Source organism: Clostridium sp. (assembly GCF_051650885.1).
Classification (GTDB): domain Bacteria; phylum Bacillota; class Clostridia; order Clostridiales; family Clostridiaceae; genus Clostridium.
In genome coordinates this window covers 1-8,066 of record NZ_JBOFRG010000012.1, presented here as the reverse complement: position 1 = coordinate 8,066, position 8,066 = coordinate 1, and the positions used below count along the sequence as shown (strand labels likewise).

9 protein-coding genes are annotated in these 8,066 nt (G+C 28.9%); 5 read left to right on the top strand and 4 right to left on the bottom strand.

The window, feature by feature from the left end:
• Both ACRC28_RS00365 and ACRC28_RS00360 read left to right on the top strand, forming a co-directional pair.
• The coding region (locus ACRC28_RS00365; protein WP_438541476.1) for a TIGR01212 family radical SAM protein at positions 1 to 513 on the top strand (513 nt) is incomplete at its 5' end.
• Positions 514 to 601: 88 nt separating this feature from the next.
• Positions 602 to 1,321 carry a 2-phosphosulfolactate phosphatase family protein gene (locus ACRC28_RS00360; RefSeq protein WP_438541475.1) on the top strand — a complete coding sequence of 240 codons (720 nt, stop codon included), beginning with the start codon at positions 602 to 604 and terminating at the stop codon, positions 1,319 to 1,321.
• 119 nt (positions 1,322 to 1,440) lie between these two features.
• On the opposite strand, the gene rbr is transcribed toward ACRC28_RS00360, so the two are convergent.
• Positions 1,441 to 2,031: a rubrerythrin gene (rbr, locus tag ACRC28_RS00355; RefSeq protein WP_438541474.1), complete on the bottom strand. Its 591-nt coding sequence runs from the start codon at positions 2,029 to 2,031 to the stop codon at positions 1,441 to 1,443.
• Between the two features lie 324 nt (positions 2,032 to 2,355).
• On the opposite strand from rbr, the gene ACRC28_RS00350 reads away from it, so the two are divergent.
• Complete coding sequence (locus ACRC28_RS00350; RefSeq protein ID WP_438541473.1) at positions 2,356 to 2,757, top strand: hypothetical protein; 402 nt, start codon at positions 2,356 to 2,358, stop codon at positions 2,755 to 2,757.
• A 35-nt stretch (positions 2,758 to 2,792) separates the two neighbouring features.
• Here ACRC28_RS00350 and ACRC28_RS00345 read toward each other — a convergent pair whose 3' ends face one another.
• Positions 2,793 to 3,971 carry a class I SAM-dependent rRNA methyltransferase gene (locus ACRC28_RS00345; RefSeq protein WP_438541472.1) on the bottom strand — a complete coding sequence of 393 codons (1,179 nt, stop codon included), beginning with the start codon at positions 3,969 to 3,971 and terminating at the stop codon, positions 2,793 to 2,795.
• Positions 3,972 to 4,159: 188 nt separating this feature from the next.
• Between ACRC28_RS00345 and ACRC28_RS00340 the strand changes: the two genes are divergently transcribed.
• Positions 4,160 to 5,389, top strand: coding sequence for an NAD(P)-dependent oxidoreductase (locus ACRC28_RS00340; protein WP_438541471.1), 1,230 nt, complete (start codon positions 4,160 to 4,162; stop codon positions 5,387 to 5,389).
• A 49-nt stretch (positions 5,390 to 5,438) separates the two neighbouring features.
• Here ACRC28_RS00340 and ACRC28_RS00335 read toward each other — a convergent pair whose 3' ends face one another.
• Together ACRC28_RS00335 and ACRC28_RS00330 are read right to left on the bottom strand one after the other, a co-directional pair.
• Positions 5,439 to 5,720: a hypothetical protein gene (locus tag ACRC28_RS00335; RefSeq protein ID WP_438541469.1), complete on the bottom strand. Its 282-nt coding sequence runs from the start codon at positions 5,718 to 5,720 to the stop codon at positions 5,439 to 5,441.
• Positions 5,721 to 6,130: 410 nt separating this feature from the next.
• A complete protein-coding gene (locus tag ACRC28_RS00330; protein WP_438541477.1) occupies positions 6,131 to 6,331 on the bottom strand; it encodes a (2Fe-2S)-binding protein in 201 nt (66 codons plus the stop codon).
• Between the two features lie 659 nt (positions 6,332 to 6,990).
• Here ACRC28_RS00330 and ACRC28_RS00325 point away from each other — a divergent pair.
• On the top strand, positions 6,991 to 8,066 hold a 1,076-nt coding region (locus tag ACRC28_RS00325), incomplete at its 3' end, for a class I tRNA ligase family protein (protein WP_438541468.1).

The window sequence follows — 8,066 nt, the reverse complement described above, 5'->3', positions numbered from 1 at the left end:
GAAATGAATAAGAAGTTATATGTGTGGATAGAGATAGGGCTTCAAACAGTTTCTGATAAAACAGGAAGAAAAATAAACAGAGGATATGATACAGTTGTTTATAGTGATGCAATTGAGAGAGTAAAGAAAAGAAATATTGATTTTGTAACACACTGTATATTTGGACTTCCAGGTGAAACACAAGAAGATATGATTAAAACAGTAGAATTTGTAGCACATACAGGTTCAACAGGAGTTAAGTTTCATTTACTTCACTTAATGGAAGGCACACCTCTTGTAAGCCTTTATGAAAAGGGTGGATTAAAGCTTATGGAACAAGATGAGTATATAGATACACTTTGCAAGGCTGTTACAATGATACCACAAGAGATGGTTATTCATAGATTAACAGGTGATGCACCAAGAGACCTTTTAATAGGACCTATGTGGAGTCTTAAAAAATGGGAAGTTTTAAATGCGATTGATAAGGCATTTGTAGATAATGATATATATCAAGGTAAAAATTTTAAATAATTAGAGAAAATAAGCGGTTTAACTAAGGCAAGGTTAGATTGCTTATTTTATAATGTTATTAGGACAAGATTAAAAAGGTGGGATAAAAATGAAGGTAGATATAATAATAACTCCAGAATATATAAACGAAGAGTATATAAAGGGGAAAAATATAGTTGTTATAGATATGCTTAGAGCAACATCAGTAATGACAACAGCTTTTAAAAATGGTTGCAAAGAAGTGATTCCTTTTTTAACTGTAGAAGAGGTTTTTGAAGAGGCAAATAAAATAGGTAGAGAAAACTGCATATTAGGTGGAGAAAGAAATGCTAAAAAAATAGATGGATTTGATTTAAGTAATTCACCACTTGAATATACTGAGGAAATGGTTTTAGGTAAAACTATATTAATGACAACAACAAATGGTACAAAGGCTTTAACTAAAGCAAGAAGTGGAAAAAGAGTTTATATAGCATCTGTTTTAAATGGAAAGAAAATTGCAGAAAGATTAGCTAAGTTAAATGAAGACGTAATAATAGTAAATGCAGGAACAGATGGGGAGTTTACTATGGATGATTTTATTTGTGGTGGATACATTATAAGTGAAATTGAAAAAGTAACTGAGAAATTAGAACTTACTGATATAAGTAAAACTGCCAAGTATATCTATGAAAAAAATGAAAATATAGAAAGCTTTATAACTATGGCAAAGCATTATGGAAGAATGAAAGAATTAAATTTATTTAAAGATATAGAGTATTGTATAGAAAAAGAAGATTTAAATATAATTCCTATATATAAAGATGGAAAAATAAAAATTGAAGAATAAAAAAAGGCTATGCATGTAGTAGAATGCATAGCCTTTTTAGCAAATTAGTGATTAAATTTTGATTATTGTTATTAATGTTTAGGATAAATAAATTTTATATATTTTTAGACTTGTCTATATTACCAAGTTTGTTTCCATACTGAGAAGTATGCTTGTGGGTGTAAACAAGCTGGACATTTCTCAGGTGCAACTGGTCCTTCGTAGATGAATCCACAGTTTTCACATTTCCATAATGTATCTTCTTCTTCTCTTTTGAAAACTCTATCTTTTTCTATATTTTCTGCTAGTTGTTTAAATCTAGTTTCATGAGCAATTTCTGCCTTAGCTATCATTCTGAAACATGCTGCAACTTCTGGGAATCCTTCTTCATCAGCAATTCTAGCAAATTCAGGATATAGTATAGCTTCTTCTTCGTGCTCACCATTAGCAGCAAAGATTAAGTTTGTTTTTGTATCTTCAGGAACTTCTACTGGATATGAAGCAGTGATTTCTACAGCTTCACCATTTAAGTCATTCTTTAAAAATTTATAGAATCTTTTAGCATGCTCTTTTTCATTTTCAGCAGTTTCCATAAAGATATTAGATATTTGAACATATCCTTCTTTTTTAGCAACACTTGAGAAATAAGTGTATCTAGTTCTTGCTTGGCATTCACCAGCAAATGCTTTCATTAAATTTTCAGCAGTTTTTGTACCTTTTAAATTTTTCATAATAAAATCCTCCCTCTAAATCCAAATAATAACTTTATTATTTAATAATTATTATCTGTTGTCTATGAGTTAATAATACTACTAAGTAAAAAGAAAATCAATGAACAAAATGTAAAAGATATTTTATAATAATAATTATTCATTAATACCTTTACATAACAAGGTAAGTAGCAAGATTTGAAATATTTAAATATAGAATTTTTACTTAAAATGAAGATGAATTTACTTCAAATCAAAAGTAAATACATAAAATATTAAATAATAATTATTATTGATTATGTTATGATAAGGCTATCAAAAGATTATATTAGCGAGGTGCAAGGGATGGAAAAGTTAGTTATACCTTTAATAGTATTAATGTTAGTATCTTTAATACTATATACAATTTCAAATTTTAGAAGCTTAAAAACAAAGGCAGTATCTAAAGGAAACATGGCAATGGTTCATATAAGTATTGTCCTAGCTATATTAGGATTATTTTATATGAGTGGAATTAGTTCTAAACTACCATATACAAATGTAAGCTATGGAATGATGCATATGCATCAAGTTATTGGAGTAATTTCAATTGTAGCTCAATTTATTACAGCAATTACATTATCAGTAGCAAAAAGGAATAATAAAATTATTAGTAGCAAAATAAAATGGATAAACTGGATTGTATGGATAGTATATATAGTATGCTTTATAATTGCTATGTATATTGGAATATTAGCAAGTATGTAAAAAAAGCCCCACAATAATTGTGGAGCTTTTTTTATCTAAATTACTTGGAAAACAAAGAATTTTAAATAATAAGATTCATCTGAATTCCAAAGAATAGGGTGGTCACAAGATTGAGTTCTACATTCTATTTGTCTAAGACTTCTATGTGCATCATGTGCAGCATCTGCAATAGTTTTTCTAAGTAATTCTTCAGACATATAATGAGAACAAGAGCAAGTTACAAAGTAACCGCCTTCTTTAACCATTTTTATTCCTCTTAAATTTATTTCTTTATATCCTCTAGTTGCACCGTTTATAGTTCCTCTTGATTTCGTAAAAGCAGGAGGGTCTAAGATAACAACATCAAATTTTCTTCCTTCTCTTGACCAATCTGCAAGAACATTAAATGCATTGTGACATTCAAATTTAACTGTATCTTGAAGATTATTAAGTTCAGCATTTCTTGTAGCGCAATCAACAGCATGTTTAGATACATCTATTCCTAAAACAGATTTAGCACCTGCAATACCTGCATTTAAAGCAAATGAACCAGTATGAGTAAAGCAGTCTAATACTTCTTTATCTTTACAAATTCTATGAATAGCTGCTCTATTTTCTTTTTGGTCTAAGAAGAAACCAGTTTTTTGACCATTTTCTAAGTCAACAATATATTTAACACCATTCTCTACAATTTGGACATTTGTATCAAAAGGCTCTGTTAAAAATCCTTTAGTTTGTTCTAATCCTTCAATTTCACGTGTTTTTAAATCACTTCTTTCATAAACACCTTTAGCATTATAGTCTTCAACAAGAACTTGAACAATTATATCTCTAAATTGGTCCATTCCAAGAGTTGAAATTTGAATTACATAGTAATCTTCAAATTTATCTACTGTAAGCCCTGGTAAAAAGTCAGCCTCACCAAAGATAAATCTACAAGAAGATGTATCTATAACAGTTTGTCTGTACTCCCATGCAGCTTTAAATCTTTTTCTGAAGAACTCTTTATTAATTTCCTCATCAATATCTCTTGTCATAATTCTAATAGCTATTTTACTAGCATCATTTATGTAACCTTTACCTATAAAGTAATGCTTATGATTATAAACATCAACAATATCTCCATTTGTATATTCGCCGTCATATTCTTTGATTTCATCAGTATAAATCCAAGGTCTTCCTTGCTCTGCCTTAGCTTTTTTACTTAATTTTTCAAGATAGAATTTAGTAGTCATTAATGACCAGCTCCCTTCAAAATTAATTCTTTTACGATTATAACATAAGTTTAGAGTTTTAAATAAGAATATATACATATAAATTTATTCTGGTAAAAAATGTAATAATTATTATTGAAAAATAGTTAGTATTATGAGAAAAAAGATATATAATATACTTAAGAAATTTTTATATAAGGAGAAAAATAATGAAAAGTTTATTTTTATCACAAGAAGCAGATAGATGCTTATTATGCAAAAATCCAAGATGTAAGACAGCGTGTCCGATAAATACGCCAATTCCTGAAATAATTAGTTTATATAGAGAAGGAAAAAATGAGGAGGCTGGAAAAATTCTTTTTGAGAATAATCCATTATCAGCAGTTTGTGCAATTGTATGTCCTCATGAAGAACAGTGTGCAGGAAACTGTATAAGAGGAATAAAGGGTGAGCCAATTCATTTCTATGAAATTGAAGAAGAGATTTCAGGAGATTATTTAGAGAAGGTTAAGTTTGAAAAAGGATTAAGAACTAAAGATAGGGTTGCTATAATTGGTGGAGGTCCAGCTGGTATAACAATAGCTTTTGTATTAGCTCAAAAAGGATATAAGGTTACTATATTTGAAGCTCATGAGAAGATTGGTGGAGTTTTAAGATATGGAATACCAGAATATAGATTACCGAATTCAATGATTGATTCAATTAGCGATAAGTTAGTTCAATTAGGTGTTCAAATTAGACCTAATATAATGGTAGGTCCAGTTTTAACACTAGATAGATTAATTGAAGATGGATATAAAGCTGTATTTATTGGAACTGGTGTATGGAATGCTAAAAAATTAAATATAAAAGGTGAAACATTAGGAAATGTTCATTATGCTATTGATTATTTAAAAGCACCAGAAGTTTATAATGTAGGAAAAGTTGTTTGTGTTATAGGAGCAGGAAATGTTGCTATGGATGCAGCAAGAGTTGCTAAAAGAAGTGGAGCAGAGCATGTTTATGTAGTTTATAGAAAAGACTTTGCTCAAATGACTGCAACAAATAAAGAAATAGAAGAAGCAAGAGAAGATGGTGTAGAATTTGATTTATTTAAAGCACCAGTTGAAATTTTAGAAGATGGAATTAAGGTTGTAAAAACTGAAAATGTTGAGGTTGATGGAAAGATTCAAACTAAAATGCTAGAGGAAGAAAGCTTTATTCCTTGTGATACAACGATAATTGCAATAAGCCAAGAGCCAAGAAATACAATAGCATCAAGAGATAATGAGCTTCAAACAAACAAGTGGGGACTTGTTATAACTGATGAAGAAGGAAGAACTACTAAAGACGGTGTATTTGCATCAGGAGATGTAGTTACAGGAGCTAAAACTGTTGTTCATGCAGTAAATCATGCTAAGAAGGTTGCAAATGCAATTATGGAATACTGTGAAAAATAAGAATTAAAATAAAACCATTAAATCAAGCTTGATTTAATGGTTTTATTTATTAGCTTCCGAATACAGTAGCTAAATCATCAATTAATTTTTTTAATTCTAATGAAGTTCTAGGAATTAAGATTCTAGTTTTCTTTTCATTCTTTTCTTTATAGATAGAATCATTTCCTTTTAAAAGTTCTTTTTCATTTATTTTATCAAAATATTCTTTTACTTTATTTCTTTTAGGGTCTCCTAATAAATCAGTTTTTTCGTGATTTAATTCAATTTCATGGTTTAAGGCATCTTTATCATCAGTATTTTTAATATTAACATATTCGTTTACATCTTTCATTTGTATCACCTCTTATAAATTTATATATTTATGATAACATAAATAAGCTTTTAAAGTTTATACTAAATTTTTAATTTTAAATTTATTCTCTTTAAGAATATAAAAGGCGTTTAAGAATCCTAAAATACCGATTAAAATAGCAAAACTAAAGCTAAAGGGAGCTTCAGAAAAACCATTATTATAAATATTATTGAAAGAACTACTTATAAAAAGAAAACCTATAAATAGAGATAGTATAAACTGAAATTTTCCGCAGGGGTTTGTGATTTTTGAATGAAAAATTTTATTGAAGATATATTTGTAGTTGTCCATATAAATCCCTCCTAGAGTATATAATATATTATACAAAAAATTCCAGTTGAATAAAATAAAAAAATAGTAGCAACTTAAAAATAAGTTGCTACCGGATTTTAATTAAATTCGCCGTTTTCTTTAAATTCGTCTAAAAGCTCATATATTTTATAAACACATCTTGCACCACCACATGAACCTGTTCCAGCACCTGTTGCTGCTTTAACCTCGTTTAAAGTTCTTGCACCGTTTCTTATAGCTTCTTTAACTTTTGCTCTTGTAACAACTTTACATACGCAAGTTTTTGTAAGTTTATCCATAACTTCTTTTTGAATATTATTGTTTTCCAAAATTATTCCTCCTTCAGTTTAAAATATCTATAAAGTTCTGCTTAATTTGCACTTAAAAATCTATTTGTTAATTTCATTAAATCACTTTAAAAAAGAAAAATCAATACTAAATAATAATTTCTATTAATTAAATACTAAATTTGTGATTAATTGGATAAATTTATAGTGAAAATTAAGTTAAATAAGTATGTCTTATAATTGACTTTTATAAAACCCTACTATATAATAAATTTTAAAAGACAATGATTAGGAAAAGTAGTTGTTTACTGTATTTTAAGAGAGTGCTTGGCTGGTGAGAAAGCATATTACAATTCAACAAAAATCACCTAGGAGTCGGTGGCTGAAAAGAAATTCTAATTAAGCTTACACGTAATCTCGCGTTAAGGGATAGGATATGTTAGTATCTGAATTTGCATCAGTATATTTTTTAGAGATAAAACTAAAATTAATATATTGATATTAACCATAGGTGGTTTAAGCGAGTATATTCTCTCGTCCTATTATTAGGGCGGGTTTTTTTATTTTAAAATAGAGTATTAATTAAAGATAAGGAATGAAGGAGTTTTAGAAATAATCAATTCTTAACTTTTAATTCTTAATTCTTAATTAAAAAAGAAGGGAGTTTTGACATGTACAAAAAAGTAGAACTTACAAATGGTTTTGTAGGTATGGAAAAAGAAGTTATGAATGATATTTGGAAAGCAAGAAATGTTATTCAAAAAAGCTTTGATATGAACCCAGATGGAGAGTATTTCACATTTTATGATGGACCTCCAACAGCAAATGGAAAGCCTCACGTAGGACACATTCTTACAAGAGTTATGAAGGATATTATCCCAAGATATAAAGTTATGAAGGGGTATAAAGTTATAAGAAAAGCAGGATGGGATACACATGGTCTTCCTGTTGAGCTTGAAATTGAAAAGAAATTAGGAATTTCAGGTAAAGAAAAAATTGAAGAATATGGTGTTGAAAAATTCGTACATGAATGTAAAGACAGTGTTTTCACATATGTTAGCATGTGGGAAAAAATGACTAACCAAATTGGTTACTGGGTTGATATGGATGATCCATATGTAACTTACCATAATCCATACATAGAATCAGTATGGTGGGCTTTAAAACAAATGTGGGATAAAGACTTACTTTATAAAGGTCATAAAGTAATGCCTTACTGCCCAAGATGTGGAACTGCACTTTCATCACACGAAGTATCACAAGGATACAAAGATGTTAAAGACTTAACTGCAGTTGCTAAGTTTAAAGTAGCTGGTGAAGAAAATAAATATATCTTAGCTTGGACAACAACTCCTTGGACTTTACCTTCAAACGTAGCTTTATGTATAAACAAAGCCTACGATTATTGTGAAGTAAAAGTTGAAGATGAAACTTTCATTTTAGCTAAAGACTTAGTAGCTAAAGTTTTAGGTGAAGAAGCAGAAATAGTTAAAGAATTTAAAGGTTCAGAACTATTAGGAATGAAGTATGAGCAATTATTACCATTCCATACACCAGAAGGAAAAGCATTTGAAGTTATCCATGGTGATTATGTAACATTATCAGATGGTACAGGAATCGTTCATATAGCTCCTGCATATGGAGAAGATGATAGCTTTGTTGCTAAGAAAAATGGAATGGCATTCATAAACTTAGTTGATACAGAAGGTAAGTTTACTGAAGAAGTTACTCCATGGGCTGGAAAAGA